Here is a 22,089-nt window from a genome sequence, read left to right on the forward strand (position 1 = left end):
TGAGGCGATTCGGTTTGGCTTTGGGATTCCCAAAGCATAGTTTGGCGCGCGGAACGATTTTGCTTGAAAATCCCCAACGCTGTGGTAACGCGCGGAGTCGATAATAGAGGCAACCCTTCGCGGACTGGGAAGAACGCGCTGGGGTTGCCGGCTGCGGCGCTCGCCGCTGAGACAATGTCCGCAAAGGCGGAGACTTCACACGTTAAAGGAAAACATCACATGGGCAGCTACATCACGACGAAGGACGGAACGCAGATCTATTATAAGGATTGGGGTTCGGGAACGCCGGTTGTCTTCTCGCACGGCTGGCCGCTGAATGCGGACGCCTGGGACGCCCAGATGCTGTTTCTGGGCCAGCATGGATACCGCGTGATCGCTCACGACCGGCGCGGGCATGGCCGCTCGACGCAGACGTGGGACGGTAACGAGATGGATACCTACGCCGACGACCTCGCGGAGCTGTTTAACACGCTGGATCTGAAGGGCGCCGTGCTGATCGGCCACTCCACCGGCGGCGGCGAAGTCGCCCGCTATATCGGCCGTCACGGAACTTCGCGCCTCTCCAAAGCCGTCCTCATCGGCGCGGTGGCGCCGATCATGGTGAAAAGCGACGACAACCCCGGCGGAACGCCGATCGACGCTTTTGATGGAATCCGGGCTGCGGTCACCGCCGATCGCTCCCAGTTTTACAAAGATCTCAGCATTCCCTTTTATGGATATAATCGGCCCGGAGCGAAGGTATCGGAAGGCGTCCGCGAGGCCTTCTGGCTCCAGGGCATGATGGGCGGAATGAAGCCCGAGTTCGACTGCATCAAGGCGTTCTCGGAGACGAACTTCACGGAAGACCTCAAGAAGATCGATATCCCGACCCTGGTTCTGCACGGCGCCGACGACCAGATCGTCCCGTACGCCGACGCCGGCGCGCTCACCGCGAAGATCGTCAAGGACGCGACCTTGAAACTTTACGAAGGCTCCTCGCACGGCTTATGCACTGTCGAAGCGGACCGCGTCAACGCCGAGCTCCTCGCCTTCATCCAGGGCTAATCGCCAAACGAAGCAGCGGACGCTTTGAGAGTCAAAGCGTCCGCCATGCTGCGCCGTTATTCAAATTGTTCTCGTTTCGCGTCGGTCGTCTTTAAGAATTCTGCTGGTTCTGAGAGTCGGTATCCTGATTCTGATTGCCGGACGCCCCGCTGTTACTCCCCGCCCCCGGATTAGTGTCGGAGATTCCGCCCTGATTCTGCTGGCCCGCGCGCCGGGTCTCGCCGCCTTTGCGTCCCAAATTCTGCGTGTCGTCGGATGTGAGGTCGTTCGCATCGCCGCTGTTCTGCGCCGTGCGGCCGCTCGTGTTCGCGGTTCCCGTCTGCTGCTCGTCGTCCGATGTCCCAAAACCGCGATTTGCGTTGTCTGCCATAGTGATGTCCTTTCGTCGCTGAAAATGACTGGCGTGGAAGACGGCTGCCCGTCCACACATGAGTATTACCAAGTTAAAAATGTATCAAACGAGACAAGCGTTAGTTAGATAAAATTCGATTTCACGTTTTTTTGTGCGCGGATTCTCAGGTGTGATATACTAAACTTTAGCCAGCATCGCCTGAGAATAGGATCCTCCATGGAGCAATCGTATCAACTGGATCAGAAGGACTACCTTCAGTTCAACCATTTCATCATCACCAGTGATCGCCGGTTCCTGGCGCAGCGGATCCTGAGGGTTCTCCTCTTTCCCCTCGTGATTGCCTTCGAGCTCTATCAATACGGCGTTCCCATGCCGCTCTATCTGGCCCTTGTCGCGGCCGGTCTGGCGGCATGGCTGGTCCTCATGCAGATAGGCATACGCCGGGCGGTTATCGCCGCCGTCAAAGTGCGGGTGGGATCCATCGGCCTCTTCACGACGTCCATCGACACTGCCGGCATCCATGTGGAAGGTCCGGTGACGGACACGCGCGTCCGCTGGTCAAAGATCATTTCGATCACGGAAAGTCCGCAGCATCTGCTATTTCTGCTGGGACCGGCGTTTGGGTTCATGATCCCCAAAGCGTCGTTTCGCGATCCCGAACACGCGCGCCAATTTCTGGAGACCGCCAGAGCCTATCAAGCGGGAACACTGCCCCTCGACGCTCCCGTTTCGACAAGCGGCGCGTGGCCGCCGCCGCCGCAGCGGCTGAGATGAAGAAAACTATCCGAGGTAAGTATTCGCAATTTTCATGGAACTTATTTCTATGTTCTGTCGCCAAACTCGTGGATATCGGTTTCCATGCTCTCCCGCATTTCCACAGTCCGACGCGCTTGGCGCGCCGGCAATTCTACTTTACTACCATCTACGGAGAGTTTATGAACAGCAGTCGACCGCGAACCCTCTGGCGGGGCATCGCCGCCGCCGTCTCCCTCGCCGCGCTTTGCGCGCCGGGCGTACACGCCGATTCGGGGGTTCCGCCGGGGACGCCGCCGGATATCGCCGCGATTATGCGTAAGGTCCAGCGCGGCGGCCAGCCGACGGGAGCGGATATCGCCAAGCTTCAAGCCTGGTCCCAGAAGCTGATCGAGAACGTGAACGGGCCGGTCAAAAACGGATCGCAGTTCCGGCCGTCCACACGCACGACGCCTGGCAGTCAGGCGGCCGCGAAGGCGGGCGAGCAGGAAGGAATCCCCTGCACGGTCCGCGTCAGCGTCAATTACAGCGGGCGTGGCCATGACAGCAGCGAGGACTTTCAGGCGACGTATACCGCCAGGGCGATGCTGTATCCGCGATTAAACGGGACGGGCGATTACTGGGCGACAATGATGAACCCGGACGCTCAGGTCTCGTCGTTTCGGTTTGAGCCGCTTGCGGCCGACAGCGGCGCGGCCATCGCCAGAGCCGGCGGCGGTTCCTACCACAAGCATACGACCGGGGTTCATGGAAGTTACTCGGAGTCGACGGGAACTTATACGCAAGCGGCCTTCAGCATGCAGCTGGTGACTACGGGCAAGGGCGATCGGCTCTACCCGTCGGGCGGGGTTGGCGGCGCGGGCGTGGGAACCACGACCATGCATGACCGGCAAAGTACCAATACCGTCAAAGACAGCGGCGTCGGCACTTCGCTTTCCCTCCCGTTTGTTTCGGAGAACGCCAAGCTTGGTCCCGGGACATCCACTCCCATGCCGATGATGACGTTGTCTTATCAGGCGCTCGTCGCCGCCATCCGATCCGGCGGGACAGCCACGGTCACGGGCAGCGAGGGGTTCTCAAACTTCTCACTCGGCGGCTTGAATTACGGCGGCCAAAGCTCGATCTCCATCACGCTGCGTCCCAAACCTATGGAGATCCTGATCGAACCCGTCAACAAACGGCTTTACGAAGCCTGGGAGCCGCTGCCGGACACCGACGACGCCCACGCATCGGCGCTGAACACCGACGCTCCGACGACGGATTTCTTCCCTTCCCCTGCGCCGCTGGCGTTCCATGTGGTGATGCATGACGACTCCAAGGCGCCCGTCGCCCCCAGCGCCAACGGCCTGACGCGCCCCAACACGCAGATCGGCGGCTTGATCGACATTTACCTGCACGAGGTCAGCGAGCAGCTGGGCATCTGCATGAACTATCCGACAGACGCGAGAACCAAAAAGGGATTATTCTTCCCACACACGCAGCCGGCGGGGATCACGTGGGTCGACGAACAGCATGTCAAAACGACCAGCGCCACCGCGCTCGATGCGACCGTGAACGTCTGCGCCCGCGACACGGGCGCCTATGGCAAGATCGACGCCAAATGCGAGCTGCTGGGCCTGGATTCTAAAAGCGTGCGAAACACGGATACGTATCTGGCGATCCCGCTGGACGACGACAATAATAATATCGCCGACCAGTACGAAAAGGACAATGGGATCTACGATCGAAGACTGGCCGCGAATTGGGACGAGGAGGACAAGCCCGCGAACTGGCGGTCCAACGGCGACGGCCTCACGCTCTATGAGGAGTATCGCGGCTTTTTGATCGACGATCCCAATCATAAGGAAGTTTTCCAACGTCTGGATCAGAAGAAGCGCAAGCTGTTCGTCTATCTGAACGGACCGGACCACGATATCTATCGGCAGGGCGCCGAACTGTTCAAAAACGCCTCCGGCCTGGATGTCTATTATCTGCACGATCCCAAGCGCATGAAGCCGATGGCGCAGGCGATGCATCCGCGCTGGATGAACTTCAACAAAACGCCCTACAGCGATTACGATCAGGCCGCCGTGTGGATCGACGATTACGACGACAATAAAACGGCGTATACGAAGCCGATGCCGGGTATCGACGAAGTCGCGCCGCAGTGCCCCGTAACGACCGACGCCATCAATATCTCACGTCCGAAGAACACGGAGGAAGTTTTCAACTGGACGGGGAGGTTTCCGCCCCGACAGCCCGCAAACGCCCCGACGCCACGCATCAAAGCGGCGTGTATCGCGATGGGGATCGACTTCGCCTCCATCGGGGACACAATCACGGCGCGTAACCCGGAGCTGGTCAACCAGCTGATGGTCTTTAGCGTCGCGCATGAACTGGGACACGCCACCGGCGCCCGCCATCACGCTGTCGACTCCTATGTCCTGTTCCTCAATTCACACCCAAACACGGGACCGAAGGGGGATCCGACGCCCGCCGAGGCCGCAGCGGCGGAAACCGAAATGGCGGAATGTTACTCCAGCGGCGACCATAACTGCCTGATGCGCTACTGGAACTACGACAACGACCTGTCGGAGCTGGTCTCGTTCTACGCCGGCCGATGGCATTTGACTACCGCCTCCACGGGCAACCCGTGGACGTTCTGCCCGGACGACTTGATGTACATGCACCTCAAGAAGTAAGGCGACACGCCGCGAGCAGCGTTATTTGATTGAAGGAATAACACGCCCCACGCCAAACTTAAGGCATGGAACAGATCGACACCCTGGAACTGAAGGATTACCTTCAGTTCCAGGCTTTTTTAGTCAAGCGGACGCCTCAGCCGTTTCGCGAGAAGCAGTATTTTAGCGAAACCACACAAAGCGAAGACCATCTCATCTTCCTGCGGCCACCGCTCGGATATCTGATCCTCCCTATCCGCGCCTTCCCCGACGCCGAATCGGACGGGATAGGCAAACAGAACTCGCCAAAGCAAAACAGCATCCACAACACGAGGTTTCCCGTAAAGTGAATGCTGTTTGAATGTGTGTGCAATCGACGAAAATTCCGACCTATTTGAATGCGGCGCTCAGCAGTCCCAGCGCGTGTGTCGCGCCGGCGGAGTAGCCGTCGCAGTTGAATTCATCGCTGCTGGCAACGCCGGACGGGCAGGTTGAGTCGTTGGGCGTGTCGCCAAATTTCCCCCACATGCTTGGCTGGCCGTTTGCGCCGGCGGTGTTCTCCGGGCGCACGTTCTTCACGTGACTGTCACAGAACAAAACGTTCATCGTGCCGGTATGCCCCGCAAATCCCTGCTGCTGAAATTGATTGCCGTTCCAATCGTCCCACGCCAAATTGGTTTCATTGAAACCCGCGTATTGATTTGCTTCAGTCACCATCAGCTTGGCGGATGGCTCCTGAAGCCAGGCAATCGTATGAGGCGCCCCAAATCGGCCATCGAAGAGTTGGTAGGGAGTCGAATAGGACGCCGGCATCTGCGGCAGATCCGCGGGAATCTGCCCGGTATTGCCATAACCAATCGCCTTTTGGTTGATGGAATTGCTTGGACACGCAAACACGGCGACGCTTTTGGTATATGGATACAGGCCGTAGAACATATTGACCTGATGCCCTTCGATCATGGTCGTTCCTCCAAACGGAAAGGTCTCGTCGTTATCCTGAACGTACTGCGTCATCGCCAGGCCGATCTGCTTCAAGTTGCTGGCGCAGGACGTCTGCCGCGCTTTCTCGCGCGCCTTGGCGAAAACAGGGAAGAGAATTGCGGCAAGAATCGCAATTATCGCAATGACTACGAGTAATTCAATCAGTGTAAATCCCTGGCTGCGGGTGCTTGTCATGGTGCGTTCCTCAGATCTCTTGTGAATGGAGTATAAGTGATGTTTCCGAAAAGCGAGCAAGTTCTCTCTTGACGCTCCTCAGTATATCATTGTCTCCAATCGCCATACAAGTATGAATCTGATGGAATGGTTGATGGATCCTTCCGCTCAGCAAGCAGGCGGCGCTTTGGAACAGAAGGATCCACGACTCCTCTCACGCAGGACGCACGGCGTAAGTTCCGCCCTTCGCCGCCGTGAAGATGATTACATCTCCATCCTGGGAAGACGCAACGGGCCTGCCGTGCTCCGTGACCGAGAGAGGCGCCGCGCTGCGGATACGCAATGCGCCGGCGTGCTGGCTTCGAATAGTCGCCGATGCGAGCTTGCCATTGTTCCAAGACAGATCGATTTCGGCGCCGGGGCGGGCGCGCAGGCCGTGGATGCGGCCGGTGGGCCAGGCGCTGGGAAGCGCGGGCAGCAGGTGGATCTCCTGAGAATGGCTTTGCAGGAGCATCTCGCAAATGCCGGAGACAGCGCCAAAGTTGCCGTCGATCTGGAACGGCGGATGCAGGTCGAAGAGATTGGGCGCGGTGCGCTGCGGCGTCAGCAGCATGGCGAGAAGCTTGTGCGCGTGGTCGCCGTCTTCCAGGCGCGCCCAGAGGTTGATCTTCCAGCCCATGCTCCAGCCGGTGGCGTCGTCCCCGCGGATCTCCAGCGACTTGCTCGCCGCCGCGAAGAGTTCGGGCGTTCCCCGGCGCGTGATCTGATGGCTCGGAAACAGGCCGTACAAGTGCGAGACGTGACGGTTATGCATGTCCGGCGATTCCATATCCCAATCGTCGAGCCATTCGCGCAGCTGCCCGGCCTTGCCGACCCGGTCCGGCGCGAGCCGCGCCCGCGTCGCCTTGACGCGGGCGGCGAAATCGGCGTCCTCCCCAAACAGCTCGGCGGCGGCGACGCAGGCGTCGAACAGGTCGCGCAGCAATTGATTGTCCATCGTCGGCCCGGCGCAGATGTAGCCCCCGGCGTGCGGGATCTCCGGCGAGACCGATGGGTTGGTGACCAGATATTGCTGGACAGGGTGCTCCACAAGCGTGTCCAAGAAGAACTCGGCGGCGCCCTTCATGATCGGGTAATGGCGCCGCAGCGCGGCCTCATCGCCCGTAAACTCATAGTGATCCCAGAAGCTCTTACAGAGCCACATGCCGCCGCTGGGCCACATCCCCGAATAGACTTGATCCACGGGCGCCGTCCCGCGCCAGGCGTCGGTGTTATGATGCGTCACCCACCCATTGGCGTTGTACTGTGTCTTCGCCGTGTGGCGCCCCGTCACGGAGATTTCGCCGATCATATCGAACAACGGCTCGTAACATTCGATCAAGTTCGCGGGCGCGGCGGGCCAGTAGTTCATCTCCGTATTGATATTGATGGTGTACTTGGAATCCCACGGCGGATTCATCTCATGGTTCCAGAGTCCTTGCAGCGTTGCGGGCTGATTGCCGGGGCGCGAGCAAGAGATCAAAAGATATCGCCCGAATTGGAAGTGCAGCGCCGTAAGGCTGGGGTCCTGACCGTTCTGAAAAGCAACCACACGCTCGTCGGTCGGCAGCTTCGCGGCGGGCGATGTCCCCAGATCGATCTCGACACGCCGGAACATCCTCTGATAATCGTCGACATGCGCCGAACGGATCCGTTCGTACGGCTTTTTCGCGGCGGCGTCCAGATACCCCAGCGCCAGCGCGGCGGCGTCGCCGCTCACGTCCTGATAGTTCTTATAGCTGGTCGCGATGGAGATCAGCAGCGTCACGGCATTCGCACCTTCGACCGTCAGCGTTCCCGCCTCAGAATGCACGCGCCCGCCTTCGGCCAGAACGCGGGCAAGCGCCTGGAACTTCACCGCGCCGGCGACGCCGCCGTGATCGCCGCTCGTTCCGTCGATCGCAATGGTGTGGGCGTCGGGACTGGAGCTTGTCGTCTTTTGCGGGCTGTCGAAGGCGACGCTGAAGCCGATCTTGCCGGGCTTGCTGGCCGTCAGACGCATAACGATCACATTGTCGGGCGCGCTGGCGAACGCCTCGCGCTGGTATTGGACGCCGCCAGCGCGATACTGAACATGCGTCCGCGCCGAACTCACATCCAGATCGCGGCGATACTCCGAAGCATTTTCTTGATCGGCGAAGGTCAGCTTGAGATTGCCGACGGTCTGATACGGCATTTGGCCGGCGGGCTTGCCCATGAACTTCGCATTGACCAGCTCTTCGGCCTCATGGAACTTGTCCTCAAAGACCAACTGCCGTATCTGCGGCAACGCGGCGAGCCCCTCGGGATTATCGTAATTGTGCGGCCCTCCGCCCCAGAGCGTTCCCTCGTTCAGCTGGAGCGTCTCCGTCCCCACTCCCCCGAAGACCATCGCGGCGATGCGCCCGTTGCCGATCGGCAGAGCTTCCAGCCATTCGCGGGCGGGCTTGCGATACCACAGCGCCAGCGCGTTCTCCGGTCCGGCGACGGCGCCCACGACATCGGGCGTCCAATTCGTGTTCATCAATATCAATGCTCCATGGATCGGGGCGATCGTCTTCCCCGGATTAGCCGGAAACGTCCACTCGCCGACAGCTCCTGTCAGACGCGTGTTTGGGTTTGCAAAGCGCTGGGCGATTTCCTCCGAAGTCAGCGCGCGCGAGTACACGGCGGCGCGCAGAATTCGGCCGTGAAACAGATTCGCGCCATCGGGATCGGCGCCGATTGTCAGCGGCGTCCGGGGAGTGGTCATGGCTGGAAAGTCGCCATCCATGACGGCGGCGACCTGCTGGCCGTCGAGATAAAGCGCGAACATCTTGCCCGACGCACTGTAAACGCCCGCGACATGCGTCCATCGGTCGGCGGCGAGCCTGGCGTCAAACGAACAGCTCCCCTTCCTCGTGATCATGCGCAGGGAATTGCCGGGATATGTATCGAGCGTAAATCCCTCCGACGTCCCGGCGATCAGCTTATCCAGAATCCGGCCGCCCCCCTGCTCCATCGGCGCGGCCTTCACCCACGTCTCCAGCGTCACGGCGTCCGTCAGATCCAGCGCCGGATCTAACTTACTGCGCACCAAGGGCTGCTGCGGCCCGAGCGGCATGCCCTCATCGGCCGCCGCGCCGCCGGCCGGCGGGTCCCCATGGGCTTGCCAGGGCTGGAGAAGAAGCGGACCGGCGATGGCCGCGCCAAGACCGGCTTTGAGAAAATCGCGTCGCTGCATGGAAAAAATACACCTTTTGCTTAATATGGTTCTACCACCCCACGCTTCGCGCAGCCCTTGCAAACCCACCCCCGGCCTTTGGCCGACCCCTCCCGCCGACGGGAAGGGTTTGTAGGATTGCCTCTAACGGAAGGCGCCTGCGATAACACGCTCTGAAATAACCCTTCCCGTCGGCGGGAGGGGTCGGCCGAAGGCCGGGGGTGGGTTTGCAAGGACCGCACGAAGCGCCGGGGTGGGTTTGAACGCAAACCACTCCAAATTGAACAAATTCCCATCGCCGCCCACATAAACCAGACACAGCGTATGCGCGCCCTTCACATGCTCGGTCAGTTCGCACGTTTGGGTCGTCCACGCCTGCCAGTTCCCGGTCGGCGGCGCAGGGCATGTTCCGATGAGTTTGCCGGTGGGGGTGTCCAGGCGCAATTCGATTTTGCCGCCCGAGCCCGCGCTCGCGACGCGGGCTTTGAACTGCGTCATGCCGGTGAAGTTGACGCCTCGGTACACCGTGTAATCTCCATTGGAGATCGAGCCGATGTCCTGACCGCTTTCGCTGCAATTCTCTGTCTTGAGGCCGCCGTGGGAATCGGTAAATTCCGACGCCTGGGTTGGAATGACGAGCTTTTGGCCGATGTAGGGAGCGCACAGCGGATCGCCGACGCAGACGCCTTCCCAGCCGATGTACTTTGTCCCCGAGTAAAAGCTCTCGGCCATCGTATACCCGGAGAGGTAATGGCTCAGGTCGAGCGTGGGAGACGAGGTGCCGTCGAGGATTGGTTCGCCGACATATCCTTGGCAGCAGGTCACGCCGTGCGCGATGAGGTCGGCGATCAGCGACTGACCGCCCGTGGTCGGCAGGAACGTTCGGCCACCGGTGGAGACTGCGGTGTCGGCCATGGAGCCTGGCAGGAATCGCAGGGACTGGTACGCCTGCGGATCGTAGTGGCTGTCATTGCTCCCATAGGAGAAGTAGCCGAGCAGGTCGGTTTTGTCGCCGACAAACTTCTGCGTCATCTCCGTGGTGTGAGGAATGCCGGTCGCCTCCAGAATATCGTTCATCCGAAGCATGTCGCCGAACCAATCGCCCCATGGCTCCTCGGTGGTGACATTCGTGCTGGGGACGACCAGCGGAAACTTTGTCTTATCGCCCAGGCCAAAATCCGGTTCGATATCGAACAGAATATCGCCTTGGATATGTGTGCGCTCCGCCGTCAGGGCTTGGTCGACCAGGCCCATGGCGTCCGCCTGCGTGTAACCGTCCAGGCGCGTCACGAGATACCCGCCGAATTTCGCATGAGTGAAGGGCTCGGACGCATGATAGTAGTGGTTCACCCACCCTGTCCCCACGGTTCCCGACCCTACCAGACTGGCCTTCACCGCATTGGGAAGCGTGGGATAATCGATGGCCGCCAGGTAACTGTCCAGCGACGGCATCTGCGGCCCCTGCCCGCCTTCCCGCTCGCCGGTCCCCGCGTCCCGAATCCGGATCGGAACGCCCTTCGTCAGCACGATAAAATTGATATTCTTATGTTGCGCCAGATAGGCGCTCACGGGAGCGGCGATCTTCGCCGTGTAATCGTCGATCGAAATCGTCTCATCGTCGGTCTTCAGCGCGGAGTCCGCGCAGTGGATCGTGACAACATTGGTAATATGACGCTTCGCCTCATAGTCCTTTGCTACCGTCGTGGAGATCGGGCTATCGGCGTTATAGACGAGCAGCACTTCGCTCGATTTTCTTTGCGCGTAGGCCGCGCCGGATATGGCGATTGAGGCGAGAACAAACAGTGAAAAAACGCGAACGGAGGACGTCATGAGCATGGATCGGCCTTTCGATTACAGGGCGCAAACTCTGTTTACCCTATGGTTTACAGAGATTACGCCCCGCAGAGCCGATTTCCTCCTTGATTCTCTTCCGTCTGGATTTTCGGGGCAACTTCAAGAACCGTTACGGGGTAAAGCCCACGTTGCCGGATCCGCTGGTCGTGAAGTTGGCGGAGGATGCGTTTTTGGTGTACGCCGGCTGCCCGGCGTTCAGGCCCTGAACGATGTCGTCGATGAACGCAGCATTGCCGTGCGCCGACGAGTCGATGACAATGCCCGCCAGGCCCGGCGAAGCAATATTATTGTAGTAAATCCCCATATTGGTGCCGGAGAAGATGTCCATGCCGTCGAACATCGAGCCCTGGATCGTGTTGCCGCAGACCGTCACGTTGTTGACCGAAGTCGTCGTGCCGGTGACGCCGACGCCCATTCCGGGGTACTTGTTGCCATAGCCGAAGCTCCCGCCGCGCAGGACCGTGTTGCCTTCGATATATCCGGTGAGGAGCGAGCCTGCGGAGCCGTTGCCCGTGAATACTCCGATGCTGATCCCGTACTCCTTCACAGAATCCATGCACAGGTTGTTCGCCACGAAATCATTGGTCCCGCCATAGATTCCGATGTTGTTCGCCCACCAGGGAGCGACCACCGTGTTGTTCAGGACCGTGATATTAGTCATCTGCTGCGACGTCGAGTCGTCGTTGATCGCGATGCCGTCATCCCCCGTGCCGCGCACAAAATTGTTCTGCGCCGTCAGGTTGTTGCCGACATTGTTGGTGTTGCCGTTGTTCAGGTTGATCCCGTCCGCCCAGGTGCTGTCGACACGGCAGTTCTGCACGACGCCGTTCGTCCCGTCCGCCCAAACCCCTGCGCCTTCGTGCTGGATCCAGAGACTATCGATCAACCAGTTGCTGCCCTTGATATTGATCGCGCCGCCATTGCCGTCGCCCGCGCCGGGCGACAAAGCGACTCCGTCGATCGCGAAGTTCTTGAGCGTGCAGGAGTACGGTGAAAATACGTTGTTCGTTGAGCTTGCCGGTAGCGGCGGGTTGTAGTAGATGGTGCTGTACCACATGCCGGCGCCCTGGATCGTAATCCCATTCGCGCTGAGCCCAGACGTCGTGTTGAGGTAGTAAGTCCCCTGCGGAATCCAAACGCTCTTGCCCTGGGATTGCGCGTCGTTGATACAGTTCTGGATCGCAGCCGTGCTATCCGAGCCGCTGTTGTTCGCCACCGCGCCATAAGTCGCAATGCTCAGCGAATTCGCCGGCTGAGTCAGCGCGGCCGGTGGAGCTTCCAGATCGACCACATCGATGTTGTAGTAGGACGCCGAGTTCGCCGAATCTTTCTCCAGTCGGATCGTGCTTCCGGCCGCGACCCCCGCGCCGGTGATGAACGCATGCGTCTCGTCCCAGAAGATATGTGGATTCCCAGCCGACGGTGATTGGTTGAAGCCGTCGTAGTTCGCGTCCGTCTCGTAAACCCAGGTCTGCTTGGAGTTGACGTTGATCGCCTGCCGGAACGTTCCGTTCACATAAAGATCGAGTGTGGACGTAACGCCGCCGCCGCCCGACGAATCTGGAATGGAATAACGAACATTGATCGCATTGATACTATGCCCGGTATTGTTGGTCCACTGCACGTACTGCCCGGTTGCCGCCAGATGCGTGTAGGCGTGTCCCGAGGCTTCCAACTGCGGACTGGAGAACTTGGTTGTCGGCGGCGCGGTCAGCGAGACCGTCGTGGCTCCGCCGCCCAGCGTCCCGCTCTCTCCTTCATACGAAACAAACGGCGTCGCCGCGCCGATTTGTACCGGAGTAATGAGCCATTGCTGGTTCGTGTTGGACAGATTGGCGTCCCACTGCCACACGACCGTCCCATTGGATGTCGATCCCGTATTGTCGAGAGCCTTGCCGCTGGATGCGCAGACCAGCTGATAGTAGCCGCCTCCCGCGCTGTTGATCGTCCACGCCTGATTGCTGTTGGTCGTGCTGGACGTATACTGCTTCACAGGGTCGCCATTGGTCGTCGAGCCGCCGTTGTCGAGCGCCATTCCGCTCGTCGCCGAAATTAACTGCCACTTCCCGCCGGATAGGCTGATAAATCGCCACTGCTGATTCGAATTGCCCGGCACATTGGTCCATTGCCCCATGTTCGAGCTCAGCGAGGACGAGCCTCCGTTGTCCAGATATTCGCCGCCCGTCTTGCACTGAAGACGATACAAAGCCCCGGAGCTAAACTGCGCCCGCGCCGGCGTCGCCCAAAACGCCGTGGCCACGGCGAGCGCGCCGGCGCTCACCAAGATTGCGATAGTAGTCTTCAAAACAACACTCCTCCATCGGATAATTCGAACCCGGCCTCACGATCATCGCCTGCCCAAACGCTTGCATTCCACTGAATTGCAATAATATCAACAAAACACATCTCAAGAATCCGCCTGAACTCCGCCGAAAGAGATATAATACTCATCGGACAACAACGACAACCTTCCGGGACACGCCCATTATACCCTAGTGTTTTTATCGTGTCAAGAAATAATATTGGACTCTCCATGACCACCATCACGCTGGACCTGACCACAGCCGAACTGGCGCTGCTCCATCGCCGCGCCGACGCCGACGGCGTCACCATCATCGCGGTTTTGCACACCCTCATCGCCCAGCTCGCACCGCAAGCGCCGGCGGAGCCGCCGCGCGATTTCGGCGCCGCCCTCAGCGCCCTGCGCGGCGAACCCATGAGCGACGATCCCGAGGAGATCGCCGAACGCGAGCGGGAAAACACGGAGATGCAAAACAACATCGCGCGCTGGCGCGCGGAGCAGGACTTAGAAAAGTGAGAAGTCAATCGAAAGCTATTTTGTTACCTTGCCTCGATGATAAACCACTTGCCGTGCATTCGCCGATGCAACAAAATGCGCTATATTACGCGGTGAGACTTCCACACCGTTAGGTATCTGTTTGCAGCCTATGAATTCGATTGCGTTTTCGGGTTTAATATTGTTGATGTAATAATTTGAAATTTTTACATTCTGAAACGTGCTGCTTTTGAAATGAATGGGACGCATGCCATCAATCACCACATTCCGCAATTGCGCGTTTGAAAAATCAATTCGTACCGAATTCGCCTTCGTATACTCGTTGAGTGGATTTTTCAAATCGAAACTCGGCCTTTCTGCTACAGGGCGTATGAGTTGGATATTCTCAAAGGGACCAACATATGTATAAACATAACTATCGGATGAATCCGGAGGGGTGCTAAATTCACAGTCAATTAATTTTGAATTACGCCAGTCCTTCATTCCAGAAAGTGAATCTCGGTAAAAAGAACAACGAATAAACGTTGTGTGATCTATGTAACAGCTATTTTCCCAAGAAAAGGCATCCATTAGTCTCCCAAACGCAAACCTAGGACTTCTGAGTTTACGTGGATAATTCCTCAAATCGATATCCACAACTTTCATATCCGAAAGATCCACTGCCCTAATATATCGGGCATTAATGCACCATTGAGTACAGTTGGTCTTGAATAAATCCCAATCAGACACCTGACGCATATCGCTAAACGCGGTGTTTTCGTTGCTGGCGTAATAATATCGGTTCTGCTCAAAATTACCGAACATCCACATCAATAATGCAATCACTCCGCCGATTAATAACAATGCCGCATATATCCATGTAAAGGAGATCAATCCCGCTGAGAAGTAATGCGGGATAGCGAGCGTAACTAGGCGCATACGTTTTCTGCGGTCAACAGACAAACGTGAAAGTCGGAATCTAAACTTTCCCATACTGTAATTCAGACGCGCCGCTAAGAAAATACCGCTTAGAGCCGATGTACAGAGAATTACGATTGCTGCTGCGAGCATAACGAGCGTGTAGAGGTAGATTAAACATGGACTGATAGCAAAAGTACGAAAAAGTAGAAACATGGCGATCAGCCACACACCAGAGAGCAGTGGAAGGTTCGTAAATTTGAGAACGAGAAAGTCGGAATCCACTGCGGTAGGATCAATTCCTGCATTTTCCGCATATCGTATCTGCCGAACAGACCATCGCTTCACTCGCGCGGAAATAAGCGGCTCATATGATCCCTTAAATAGCTTCATAACGACAAGATTAAGTTTGCGGACGAAAAGACTGTCTGGCAATAAATCTGAAATTAACGTATGCTGTCCAAATGTTTGAAAAATTTGATCGTGATAAGGTACATAACATAGGATCGAGCCATTGATCGTCTTGGAGATAGTCTGTTCATACATTGCCGCAAGATGGGGAATCTTCTGATTGGAACGGACACGGTTTATGATAAGATGAATAATAGGTTGGAATTTGGACTCCGCCAGGGCGGATTTCAGGTGGTCGAGGAGGGTCAGCGTGCCAGAGAACGTAACTATATCAGGTTCATTGACCAGAATCGTCTGGTCGGCAAGAGCTGCACTCGCCGTCGTAAGACGGTCGATGCCACAAAAGCAATCGAGGATCACGCAATCAAAGCGATGGCGACTGACTAATATTCGAATTTGTTCGCGTAGTAGAAAGATTAAATGTTCTACGGTAATGGACGGATCTAGTGTAGGATGTTCCTGAGGACGTGCAGAAGGTATGAAATAGTATTGATCCTTCACCATGATAAGATCTTTCAATGGAACAGCTTCGAGACTTGCTCCACCCAGCAGATGCGCAGTTGTCAGATATGTTCGCCCTGGCCTAACGCAAGACGAAAAAAGTCCTGTTGCACCTCGGTTACTAAAGTCCAAGTCAATGACGAGAACACGTGCATTAGCCTTGCAAATCACATTGGCGATGTTAGTCGATATTGTGGTCTTCCCGCATCCTCCTTTTCCACTTGTCACCGCGATTACAGGGACGTTAATCGGGGATACTTCACTGATGTGTGGCATGCCAGGCAACCATTGAATCGGCACCTTTTTAAGGAACTCCTCACTGTGCCTTGTGGAATTGAGCTTTTCCTCCCCCGTTGCCTTTCGGTTCCAATAATATGCAATTGCGATAAATAGGGCGATGAACAAACCCAGACTATCTACTGCAAAAACACTGAATTTCAGGATCTCGATACTGCCTGTGACACTGGTATGTGAGAGACTAAAGCAGCAGAGAACGAACGTCAGGACAATCATTGTCAGGCAAATGAAATAGAATTGCTTCAGAGGAGTTTGTTCCGCCAACCATTGACTGAGACCACGAAGGGAGCTCAATCCCGTGACAGCAGCCTCCATAATATCACGTAGGGATTGAGGCTTTGTTGATTCGCTTGCCGTAGGTTCAGCCTTAGTTTGTAGATCTGATGGATTAGATAAAGTTGGATCATTTTGTTCATGTTTGATAGGCATAAAACTCTCCTCACGATATCATATTGGATTGTAATTGCTAAACGCCCAGAAATAGTTTTATTAGGTCAGGCGCTTTGTTAGTCGTGTGAACAATTCGTTCGACCTCCACTATCGTCAGAAATTAGAAACAGCTAATGATAATATCGATGTATCGGTCATTTGTAATCAATATGATTGATTGCTTTTTGATTAAATATTAAGCAGGCTTAAAAACAGAGATTGAGTAATTAATATCAATAACAACATTAACTATCGAATAATATTAAATAAAACTTGAATTTAAGTTAGTAAGGGTTTATACTTAATGTCCTTAGATATAGTTACGCTTGATAGGACATTATACTACCATTAGTCGTTGATAGTATAATATTTCGGAGATTTCACTAAACCAAATCTTGATTATTTCCAAAATGTATAACACGGCGCCGATGATTTCCCGTCCCGAGAGTTGTCCTTATTATTGAACGCACATCGCGTGAAAGGACAATTTTCCAAATGCAGCTTGAGAACAAGAATGTGGTCGTCATCGGCGGGAGCCGGGGACTGGGACGAGTGATCGCGCAGACGGCGCAGCAGGAAGGCGCTCGGGTTTTGGTGGTGGCGCGGGGCGAGGATTCGCTGGCGGAGGTTGAGCGCGATTTGCCGGGGGTTCAGACCCTGACGGCGGATGCGACGCGGGAGGAGACGCCAGGGAAGGTCTTCCGGGCGCTTCGGCCGGATGTGCTGGTGGTGTGCGGCGGGGCGATGCCTCCGTTGTCGCCGATCCACGAGCAGACGTGGGAGGAGTTCTCACGGAACTGGGATTCCGACGTGCGGTCGTCGTTTCTCTTCTGCCAGGCCGCGCTGAAGCTGCCGCTCGCGCCGGGCGCGGTGATCATCCTGATCTCCAGCGGCGCGGCGGTGGCGGGATCAGCGATCTCCGGAGGATACGCGGGATCGAAGCGCACGCAGATGTTTATGGCGGATTACTGCCAGAGCGAATCCGAACGCGCCGATCTGGGTCTGCGATTTGTGGCGATCGCGCCGGGGCGCATTATGGCTGAGACGGAGTTGGGCAAGGCGGCGATTGCGGGGTATGCGGCGCGCCTGGGGATCTCGGAGGCGGATTTCATTCAAAGCATGGGATTCCCGCCGACACTGCAGCAGGTCGCGGACGCGTTGGTCGAGGCCGCGACGACGCCTGGAGCCAAGTCGGGGAATGTCTTCCTCGTTTCTGGGAAGGGAGTGGAGCCGTTTTGAACGCTATGACCGATCGGGACGCGTTTCAGGAGATGGCGGAACGGTATCGCGGCGCCCTGCATCTGCATTGCTACCGGATGCTGGGATCGCTCCACGACGCCGAGGACTGCGTGCAGGAAACCTACGTGCGCGCCTGGTCGGCATTCGGCAGTTACGCGGGGATGGGGTCTCCGCGTAACTGGCTCTACAAGATCGCGACGAATACATGCCTCAACGCCCTGGCCCGCCGCGACCGTTCGCGGCGGGTCCTGCCCGAAGCGATTGGGCCGGCGTCGCGCGGGCTTCCCGAGGGGGAGCCGTCGGGCGAGATTCCCTGGCTGGAGCCATATCCCGATCTCTTATTGGCCCGCGTTCCAGACACGGCGCCGGGACCTCACGCGCGCTATGAGATGCGCGAGGCGGTGGAGTTCGCATTTGTCGCCGCCATCCAGTACCTTCCCGCGCGCCAGCGCGCCGCCCTGCTGCTCTGTGATGTCCTGGGCTGGTCGGCGGCGGAGACGGCGGCGCTGCTCGAAGGATCCGTGGCCTCGGTCAACAGCGCCTTGCAGCGCGCCCGCGCGACGCTCGCCAAAGCTATGCCGGGCGCTCGCCCCGTGGCGCCAGACAGCACGCAAAGCCGATTGCTCGATCGTTATATGCAGGCGTGGGAGAGCAAGGATGTCGCGGGTTTCGCCGCTCTGCTCAAAGAAAACGCCGTCCTGAGCATGCCGCCGTGGATCCAGTGGTATGTCGGACGCAACGCCATTCGTGAATTCTTTGACTGGGCCTGGAATTCCGAGAATTACGGAGGTTTCCAACTGACTCCGACTTCGGCGAACGCGAGCCCTGCGTTCGCTCTGTACAGCCGTACTTATGAAGAGAACGCGCCATGGCGTTCGCACTCCATTCAGATGCTGACTCTGGAGGATGACGCCATCGCCAAAATCATCCTATTCGTCAAGCCGCTCGGGCCCACGCTCTTTCCCGCGTTCGGCCTGCGCGATCACGCGCCATTTGCCAGCGAGGAACGAGAGCGGGTATCATAATTTCACCATGCCACTCCTCGAAGTCACCAATCTCACCAAGCATTACCCACTCACTCGCCAGACCGGGCCGTTCACGCATGTGATCGATCAGGTGCGCGCCGTGGACGGGGTCGATCTGACCCTGAACCCGGCGGAGACGCTTGGATTGGTCGGGGAATCGGGGTGCGGGAAGTCGACGCTGGGCCGGTGCATTCTGCGCCTGATCGAGCCGACAGGCGGAACCGTGGTCTTCTCGGGTGAGGACGTGCTGCGCTGGCCCCGCGAAACTCTGCGGCGCAATCGGACGCAGATGCAGATCGTATTTCAGGATCCGTTCGCGTCGCTGGATCCACGGCAGAACGTCGGCGCAATCCTCGCCGAGCCGCTGCTGGCGCATAATATCGTCCCAAAATCCGAAGTCAAAGCGGAAGTGTCCCGGCTGCTGGGGCTGGTCGGACTGCCGGCCGAATCGGTGTCTCGTTATCCCCATGAGTTCAGCGGCGGCCAGAGGCAGCGCATCGGCATCGCGCGCGCGCTCGCGCTGCGCCCGAAGCTGATCGTCGCCGACGAGCCGGTTTCAGCGCTCGACGTCTCGATCCGCGCGCAAATTTTAGATCTCTTTCAGAAAGTCCAGCGCGAAATGGGCGTCGCGCTGATCTTCATCGCGCACGACCTGGGCGCGGTGCGCCAGGTGAGCGACCGCGTCGCTGTCATGTACCTGGGCAAAATCGTGGAGATCGCCGAAGCGAACGCGCTCTACGATAATCCCCGCCACCCCTACACCCGCGCCCTGCTCGCCGCGATCCCCAGCATCGACGGCGTCAAGGCCAATACCCCCAAAGTCGAAGGCGACGTCCCCTCACCCATCGACCTCCCGTCCGGCTGCCGCTTCCGCACCCGCTGCCCGTTCGCCGAAGCGATCTGCGCCGAACAAGAGCCCCCGCTCGCGGCGTTCGACGGCGGGGAGGCAGGCCACGCGTCCGCCTGTCACTTCGCGGCGACGCTGCCGGTGCTGGAAGTAGCGTAGGAATCGCCCCTCACTTCGTTATCGAAGGCGGCGCTTCCCCGGATCCTGCTCCCCACAACTTATTCGGCTCCGGTCCCATTTTCAGCGACAGCGTTCCGCCCCGCGCGATCTCTTCGTGTGTGACCCACGCGCGGGTCAGGGGCTTGCCGTTCAGCGTGGCCGACTGCACGTAGATATTCGCGGCGGAAGTATTGGGGGCGCTGATCGTAAAGCTCTTGCCTTTGGCGTACTTCGGATCCAGGCGCAGCGTGACTTTTGGGAAGATAGGGCTGCCGAGGATATAGACGCCGCTGGCGGGGCTGACCGGATAGAGGCCGGCGGAGGCGAGGACGTACCAGGCGGACATCTGGCCGACATCGTCGTTGCCGTCCAGACCGCCGGGGCCGGTCTTGTAGCCGTTGTCGCAGATGAAACGGGACCATTTTTGCGTCAGCCACGGCGCGCCGGCGTAGGTGAACATAAAGGCGCATTGATGGACCGGCTCATTGGAGTGATTGTAGAAGTTGTTCCAGCGCATGATCTGATCGGGCGGAGTGTGCACGAAGAAATCATTGAGACGGGCGACGAACTTGTCGCGGCCGCCGACAAGGCCGATCAGGCCGGCGATGTCTTGCGGGACAAACCACCCCTGCTGGGTCGGGATGCTTTCGACGCATCCCGCGTCCGCCGCCATCCAGCCGCCGTCGGGATTACGCCCCCGGAACCAGTGATCGCCGCTGTTGAAGAGATTCCGATAGTTCTGTGCGGTTTTGAGAAGTTGCGCGGCGGCGTCCGTCTTCCCAAGCGCCGTCGCGAAACGGGCGAGGGCGTAATCCGAGTAGGAATTTTCCAATGTCTCGGATAGAGAGGACCCGTCGGCGCAGTAGCCGAGCTTGGTCCAGTGGTCGAAGTCGTTGCGGTTCGATTTGTCCGCCGGTCCCAGCCCGACGCCGCGCGCCATGGCGTACGCTTTTTGGGCGTCGTATCCGCGAATTCCCTTGAGATACGCCTCGCAGATCACGTTGAGGCCGGGATCGCCCACCATCGTTCCCGCGTCGGTCCCCATCAGCTCCCAGCGCGCCAATCCGCGCGCGCCGCCAAGCTCAGTGATCTGGATCAGGGAATTGACTTCATCGTTGATCAGCGACGGGTTCACAATCGTTTGCAAAGGGAAATCGGCCCGGAATACGTCCCAGCCGCTGAAGATGCTGCGATAGACAAAGCCCTTCGCCTTGTGCTCCTGATGGTCGGCGCCGATATAGGAACCGTCCACGTCCGAAACACTGCGCGGATCGAGCATCGTATGATACAGCGCCGTGTTAAAGATTCGGCGCTGGGTGGGCGCGCCGCCTTCGGCGCCGGCGCGGCTGAGAGCCGCAGCCCAGAGGCTGCGGGCCTGATCGCGCACGGCGTCGAAGCTCCAGCCGGGGATATCATGGGCAAGGTTGGCGCGCGCGCCGTCGATGCTCACGAATGAGATTCCCGATTTCACCGTCACCTGCTCGCCGGCCTTGGTTGGGAATTCGACAAAGAAGCCCGTATGGGACCCGGAGCGCTGCTTGAGCGCGCGAGAGATATCGCCGCCGTCCCATGTCCCGAAGGCTTTGATGGGTTTGGCGAACTGCATGGAGAAGTACACCGTGTAGGTGGGACCGGGGCCGCAGCCCCAACCGCCCCCGCTAGGATCGCAGCGCATCCAGCCCTCCACCGTATGATCGTCCGTCTGGCGCGCCCATTGCGCCGACGAATGCGAATCGCTGCTCGCGCCGATGCGGCGCGTGAGATCCACTTTGATGCGGCTGTTCGGCGAGGCGGGGAATGTAAAGCGCAGCATTCCCGCGTGCGGAGCCGCCGTCAATTCCGCCTTCACATGGTATCGATCGAGCTGCACGCCATAGTAACCGGCCTTGGCGACTTCGGTTTCCTTGCGATAGGGGCTTTTGGCCTCATCGCGTCCAATGACCAAAGAGCCGGTTTCAGGCATCACTTGCAGATTGCCCAGATCCCCATAACAGCCGACGCCGCTCATATGCAGAAAGCTGAAGCCTTCGATCGTCGTCATCTCGGCCGAATAGCCGCTGCCGTTATCGCCGCCGGTGATCGTGTCAGGGCTGAGCTGCACCAGTCCAAAAGGCGTCGCCGGACCGGGAAACGTCTTGCCGCAGGCTCCATCGGCGCTCGTCGTGATCGTACCGATCGTCGGATCGATCTCATCCACGGGCGCCAGCGCATGGACGGATCCGCCGCCCATCAGCATCGCCGCCGCGAGACCGGCGGCCCATTGTGCTTGTTTATCAAAGAAGCGCATTTCCATTCACTTTCCCACGAGAGGCTGTCTGTTATCGATCCTCTCATCCTAATGCAAATGCGAAAAAAAAGATATCGACAATATCGCGCTTCTTGTATCGAATACAGCGACAGACACAAAAAAGACCGGCCGCGCGTCAATGCGCGGCCGGTCCTCAGGGAA

15 protein-coding genes are annotated in these 22,089 nt (G+C 58.2%); 8 read left to right on the forward strand and 7 right to left on the reverse strand.

Annotated features, from left to right (window positions below; translation table 11 throughout):
- Positions 1-174 precede the first annotated feature (174 nt).
- Positions 175-1,044: an alpha/beta fold hydrolase gene (locus tag D5261_RS28730; protein ID WP_119323037.1), complete on the forward strand. Its 870-nt coding sequence runs from the start codon at positions 175-177 to the stop codon at positions 1,042-1,044.
- Positions 1,045-1,135: 91 nt separating this feature from the next.
- On the opposite strand, the gene D5261_RS28735 is transcribed toward D5261_RS28730, so the two are convergent.
- Positions 1,136-1,414 carry a hypothetical protein gene (locus tag D5261_RS28735; RefSeq protein ID WP_119323036.1) on the reverse strand — a complete coding sequence of 93 codons (279 nt, stop codon included), beginning with the start codon at positions 1,412-1,414 and terminating at the stop codon, positions 1,136-1,138.
- 198 nt (positions 1,415-1,612) lie between these two features.
- Between D5261_RS28735 and D5261_RS28740 the strand changes: the two genes are divergently transcribed.
- The 3 genes from D5261_RS28740 to D5261_RS28750 all read left to right on the forward strand — a co-directional run bounded on the left by D5261_RS28740 (position 1,613) and on the right by D5261_RS28750 (position 5,159).
- Positions 1,613-2,170 (forward strand): YcxB family protein, encoded by a 558-nt coding sequence (locus D5261_RS28740; RefSeq protein ID WP_119323035.1) that lies wholly within the window; start codon positions 1,613-1,615, stop codon positions 2,168-2,170.
- 161 nt (positions 2,171-2,331) lie between these two features.
- Positions 2,332-4,830 (forward strand): hypothetical protein, encoded by a 2,499-nt coding sequence (locus tag D5261_RS28745; RefSeq protein ID WP_119323034.1) that lies wholly within the window; start codon positions 2,332-2,334, stop codon positions 4,828-4,830.
- A gap of 65 nt (positions 4,831-4,895) precedes the next feature.
- Positions 4,896-5,159, forward strand: a complete 264-nt coding sequence (locus D5261_RS28750) for a hypothetical protein (protein ID WP_119323033.1) — start codon at positions 4,896-4,898, stop codon at positions 5,157-5,159.
- Positions 5,160-5,199: 40 nt separating this feature from the next.
- Here D5261_RS28750 and D5261_RS28755 read toward each other — a convergent pair whose 3' ends face one another.
- The 4 genes from D5261_RS28755 to D5261_RS28770 form a co-directional block, all read right to left on the reverse strand.
- Positions 5,200-5,985: a type II secretion system protein gene (locus D5261_RS28755; protein WP_119323032.1), complete on the reverse strand. Its 786-nt coding sequence runs from the start codon at positions 5,983-5,985 to the stop codon at positions 5,200-5,202.
- A gap of 193 nt (positions 5,986-6,178) precedes the next feature.
- Complete coding sequence (locus D5261_RS28760) at positions 6,179-9,205, reverse strand: glycosyl hydrolase family 95 catalytic domain-containing protein (RefSeq protein ID WP_119323031.1); 3,027 nt, start codon at positions 9,203-9,205, stop codon at positions 6,179-6,181.
- A gap of 123 nt (positions 9,206-9,328) precedes the next feature.
- Positions 9,329-11,020, reverse strand: coding sequence for a TIGR03790 family protein (locus tag D5261_RS28765; RefSeq protein ID WP_119323030.1), 1,692 nt, complete (start codon positions 11,018-11,020; stop codon positions 9,329-9,331).
- 127 nt (positions 11,021-11,147) lie between these two features.
- On the reverse strand, positions 11,148-13,343 hold the full coding sequence (locus tag D5261_RS28770; RefSeq protein WP_165864407.1) for an RICIN domain-containing protein: 2,196 nt from the start codon (positions 13,341-13,343) through the stop codon (positions 11,148-11,150).
- Between the two features lie 228 nt (positions 13,344-13,571).
- Between D5261_RS28770 and D5261_RS28775 the strand changes: the two genes are divergently transcribed.
- Positions 13,572-13,856, forward strand: a complete 285-nt coding sequence (locus tag D5261_RS28775; protein WP_119323028.1) for a hypothetical protein — start codon at positions 13,572-13,574, stop codon at positions 13,854-13,856.
- Positions 13,857-13,871: 15 nt separating this feature from the next.
- Here D5261_RS28775 and D5261_RS28780 read toward each other — a convergent pair whose 3' ends face one another.
- On the reverse strand, positions 13,872-16,370 hold the full coding sequence (locus tag D5261_RS28780; protein ID WP_119323027.1) for a CpaE/TadZ family protein: 2,499 nt from the start codon (positions 16,368-16,370) through the stop codon (positions 13,872-13,874).
- Positions 16,371-16,865: 495 nt separating this feature from the next.
- On the opposite strand from D5261_RS28780, the gene D5261_RS28785 reads away from it, so the two are divergent.
- Genes D5261_RS28785 through D5261_RS28795 form a run of 3 tightly spaced genes read left to right on the forward strand, consistent with a single transcriptional unit; the run spans position 16,866 to position 19,640 of the window.
- The gene (locus tag D5261_RS28785; protein WP_119323026.1) at positions 16,866-17,609 is read left to right on the forward strand and encodes an SDR family oxidoreductase; all 744 of its coding nucleotides are present in this window, start codon (positions 16,866-16,868) and stop codon (positions 17,607-17,609) included.
- A 5-nt stretch (positions 17,610-17,614) separates the two neighbouring features.
- Entirely contained in the window at positions 17,615-18,634 is a 1,020-nt protein-coding gene (locus D5261_RS28790) for a sigma-70 family RNA polymerase sigma factor (protein ID WP_119323025.1), read from the forward strand.
- 7 nt (positions 18,635-18,641) lie between these two features.
- The gene (locus tag D5261_RS28795; protein WP_119323024.1) at positions 18,642-19,640 is read left to right on the forward strand and encodes an ABC transporter ATP-binding protein; all 999 of its coding nucleotides are present in this window, start codon (positions 18,642-18,644) and stop codon (positions 19,638-19,640) included.
- Between the two features lie 10 nt (positions 19,641-19,650).
- On the opposite strand, the gene D5261_RS28800 is transcribed toward D5261_RS28795, so the two are convergent.
- Complete coding sequence (locus D5261_RS28800; RefSeq protein ID WP_301002313.1) at positions 19,651-21,927, reverse strand: GH92 family glycosyl hydrolase; 2,277 nt, start codon at positions 21,925-21,927, stop codon at positions 19,651-19,653.
- Between the last annotated feature and the right edge of the window lie 162 nt (positions 21,928-22,089).

Origin of the sequence: Capsulimonas corticalis, assembly GCF_003574315.2 — a bacterium.
Lineage (GTDB): Bacteria > Armatimonadota > Armatimonadia > Armatimonadales > Capsulimonadaceae > Capsulimonas > Capsulimonas corticalis.

Coding starts and splice junctions, on each gene's coding strand:
- D5261_RS28755 (WP_119323032.1), bottom strand. CDS start 5,985: ATGACAAGCACCCGCAGCCAGGGATTTACACTGATTGAATTACTCGTA.
- D5261_RS28795 (WP_119323024.1), top strand. CDS start 18,642: ATGCCACTCCTCGAAGTCACCAATCTCACCAAGCATTACCCACTCACT.
- D5261_RS28750 (WP_119323033.1), top strand. CDS start 4,896: ATGGAACAGATCGACACCCTGGAACTGAAGGATTACCTTCAGTTCCAG.
- D5261_RS28800 (WP_301002313.1), bottom strand. CDS start 21,927: ATGCGCTTCTTTGATAAACAAGCACAATGGGCCGCCGGTCTCGCGGCG.
- D5261_RS28760 (WP_119323031.1), bottom strand. CDS start 9,205: ATGCAGCGACGCGATTTTCTCAAAGCCGGTCTTGGCGCGGCCATCGCC.
- D5261_RS28730 (WP_119323037.1), top strand. CDS start 175: ATGTCCGCAAAGGCGGAGACTTCACACGTTAAAGGAAAACATCACATG.
- D5261_RS28780 (WP_119323027.1), bottom strand. CDS start 16,370: ATGCCTATCAAACATGAACAAAATGATCCAACTTTATCTAATCCATCA.
- D5261_RS28735 (WP_119323036.1), bottom strand. CDS start 1,414: ATGGCAGACAACGCAAATCGCGGTTTTGGGACATCGGACGACGAGCAG.
- D5261_RS28765 (WP_119323030.1), bottom strand. CDS start 11,020: ATGCTCATGACGTCCTCCGTTCGCGTTTTTTCACTGTTTGTTCTCGCC.
- D5261_RS28775 (WP_119323028.1), top strand. CDS start 13,572: ATGACCACCATCACGCTGGACCTGACCACAGCCGAACTGGCGCTGCTC.
- D5261_RS28740 (WP_119323035.1), top strand. CDS start 1,613: ATGGAGCAATCGTATCAACTGGATCAGAAGGACTACCTTCAGTTCAAC.
- D5261_RS28790 (WP_119323025.1), top strand. CDS start 17,615: ATGACCGATCGGGACGCGTTTCAGGAGATGGCGGAACGGTATCGCGGC.
- D5261_RS28745 (WP_119323034.1), top strand. CDS start 2,332: ATGAACAGCAGTCGACCGCGAACCCTCTGGCGGGGCATCGCCGCCGCC.
- D5261_RS28785 (WP_119323026.1), top strand. CDS start 16,866: ATGCAGCTTGAGAACAAGAATGTGGTCGTCATCGGCGGGAGCCGGGGA.